Annotated in this window: 1 protein-coding gene and 1 pseudogene; one reads left to right on the top strand and one right to left on the bottom strand. The window is 64.9% G+C overall.

Going from position 1 to position 2,951, the window contains the following annotated elements; all coding sequences use genetic code 11:
- Positions 1–225: 225 nt before the first annotated feature.
- Positions 226–1,788: a glutamine-hydrolyzing GMP synthase gene (gene guaA, locus VN004_RS10940; protein ID WP_325609855.1), complete on the bottom strand. Its 1,563-nt coding sequence runs from the start codon at positions 1,786–1,788 to the stop codon at positions 226–228.
- Between the two features lie 270 nt (positions 1,789–2,058).
- Here guaA and VN004_RS10945 point away from each other — a divergent pair.
- Positions 2,059–2,951: pseudogene (locus VN004_RS10945) on the top strand (aldehyde dehydrogenase family protein); the annotation flags it as partial.

The raw sequence follows: 2,951 nt of genomic DNA on the forward strand, positions 1-2,951 counted from the left end.
GACGATGTCGCAGACTCGCGAATATCTGGTTAGTCGATATTGCACCGACCAGGTGGATTCGATGTCACCGATCAATCGGCTTGAGGCGACGCTTGAAGAGGTTCGCTCTAAAGTCGCAAAGCGGTTGGGTGTCACGATTGAACGTCCCACCAAGGCTCAATGCGACGGGCTCCCTCTCAAGATGGAGCCCGCGGAGACGAAAGCCAACAACGGGAGTGGCCGTTCTCACTCCCACTCAATCGTCCCCGGCGGCTTCGACGTCACGTCATACACTACGCGATTGACACCCTTCACCTCGTTGATGATGCGGGTCGCGACGTGGCCCAGAAACTTCATGTCGAACGGATAGAAATCCGCGGTCATGCCATCCGTTGAGGTGACCGCGCGCAGGCCGACGACATAGTCGTAGGTGCGATAGTCGCCCATCACGCCGACGGTCTTCACCGGCAGGATCACCGCGAAGGCCTGCCAGATGTCGTCGTAAAGGCCGTGGCGGCGGATTTCCTCGATATAGATTTCGTCGGCAAGCCGCAGGATATCGAGCTTGTCCTTGGTGACCGGCCCCGGACAGCGGATCGCAAGGCCCGGCCCCGGAAACGGATGGCGGCCGACAAAGACTTCGGGCAGACCAAGCTCGCGGCCGAGCGCGCGCACCTCGTCCTTGAACAATTCGCGCAGCGGCTCGACGAGCTTCATATTCATGCGCTCGGGCAAACCGCCGACATTGTGATGCGACTTGATGGTGACGGACGGCCCGCCGGTGAACGACACGCTTTCGATCACGTCCGGATAGAGCGTGCCTTGCGCGAGGAAATCGGCGCCACCGATCTTCTTCGCCTCGCGCTCGAACACCTCGATGAACAGCCGGCCGATAATCTTGCGCTTCTGCTCCGGGTCGTCGACGCCTTCGAGCTCCTTCAGAAACAGGTCTTCGGCTTCGACATGGATCAGCGGGATGTTGTAGGCGCCGCGGAACAGCGCGACCACCTTCTCGGCTTCGCCGAGCCGCAGCAATCCATGATCGACGAACACGCAGGTGAGCTGTTCGCCGATCGCTTCGTGAATGAGCACCGCGGCGACCGCGGAATCGACGCCGCCGGACAGACCGCAGATCACCTTGCCCTTGCCGACCTGCTTGCGAATTTTCTCGATCGCCTCGTCTTTGAAGGCGCGCATCGTCCAGTCGCCGCTGAAGCCCGCGATCCTGCGCACGAAGTTGCGGATCAGCGCCGCGCCATGCGGGGTGTGCACCACTTCGAGATGGAATTGCGCGCCGTAGAACTTGCGCCTGTCGTCGCCGATCACGGCGATCGGCGCATTCGGCGAGGTCGCAAGGACGCGGAAGCCCGCGGGCGGGACAGTCACGCGGTCGCCATGGCTCATCCAGACCGGATAGCTCTGGCCCTTCTCCCAGACGCCCTCGAACAGCGGCGAATCCTCCGTCACCGTCACTTCGGCCCGGCCGAATTCGCGATGGTGGCCGCCCTCGACCTTGCCGCCGAGCTGCTGCGCCATCGCCTGCTCGCCGTAGCAGATGCCGAGCACCGGCACGCCGGCCTCGTAGATCGCGGGCGGCGCCAGCGGCGCCCCGGCTTCATGAACGGATGCGGGACCGCCGGACAGGATCACCGCCTTCGGCTTCATCTCGCGGAAGGCCTCTTCGGCCCGATTGAAGGGGACGATTTCGGAATAGACGCCCTCCTCGCGCACCCGCCTTGCGATCAGCTGAGTGACCTGCGAGCCGAAATCGACGATGAGGAGTTTGTCGTGCTGGGGTGTCTGCGCCATGGCGGGTTCTAGAGCATGATTCCAAAAAGTGGAACCCGGTTTTCGGATGACATCATGCGTCCGTACGAGGGAGATTCACGGGCTTTGTTCCGGCTCTGCCGACGGACAGGCGTAGCGCCAAAGCCGCTCGAAATGAGCCTGTTCCGAACGATATCCACGTAAATATGGGACCTCGGCGGGCGCGGCGCCACCGGCCCGAACCGGATGACATTCCCGACCCGGTATGCTGCATGTCCCATCCGCTGATGCGACCGCTACGGGACCGAGCCGATGACGACCTCCAGACCTGCCGGCCTTGCCGACGATGCCGCAGCCCTTCTGGCCAAGCTGGGGCTACCTTTCGACCGCCACCGTGGGAGCCTGCCGACCCGCTCGCCGATCACCGGCGAAGTGATCGCCGAAATTGCCGAGACCACCCCCGAGGCCGCGCGGGACGCGATCGCCGCCGCCCACGATGCCTTCCTGTCCTGGCGCAACGTCCCGGCGCCCAAACGCGGCGAGCTGGTCCGCCTCTTCGGCGAGGAACTCCGCGCCAGCAAACAGGCGCTCGGCCGCCTCGTCTCCATCGAGGCGGGCAAGATCGTCTCCGAAGGGCTCGGCGAAGTGCAGGAGATGATCGATATCTGCGATTTCGCGGTCGGGCTGTCGCGCCAGCTCCACGGCCTGACCATCGCGACCGAGCGGCCCGAGCATCGGATGATGGAGACGTGGCACCCGCTTGGCGTCACCGGCATCATCTCCGCGTTCAACTTCCCCGTCGCGGTCTGGTCCTGGAATGCGGCGCTCGCGCTTGTCTGCGGCAACAGCATCGTCTGGAAGCCATCGGAAAGACGCCGCTGACCGCGCTCGCGACGCAGGCGCTGTTCGCGCGCGCGATGCAGCGGTTCCGCGCCGATGGCGGCACGGCACCGGATGGATTGTCATCGGTCCTGATCGGCGGGCGGGCGCTCGGGGAAGTGCTGGCAGACCATCCGCAGGTGCCGCTGGTCTCGGCGACGGGCTCGACGGCCATGGGCCGGGCAGTGGCGCCGCGGCTTGCGCAGCGCTTTGCCCGCGCCATCCTCGAACTTGGCGGCAACAATGCCGCCATCGTCTGTCCCTCGGCCGATCTCGACCTGACGCTGCGCGGCGTCGCCTTTGCCGCGATGGGCACGGCGGGCCAG

Source organism: Pseudorhodoplanes sp. (assembly GCF_035565855.1).
Classification (GTDB): Bacteria; Pseudomonadota; Alphaproteobacteria; order Rhizobiales; family Xanthobacteraceae; genus Pseudorhodoplanes.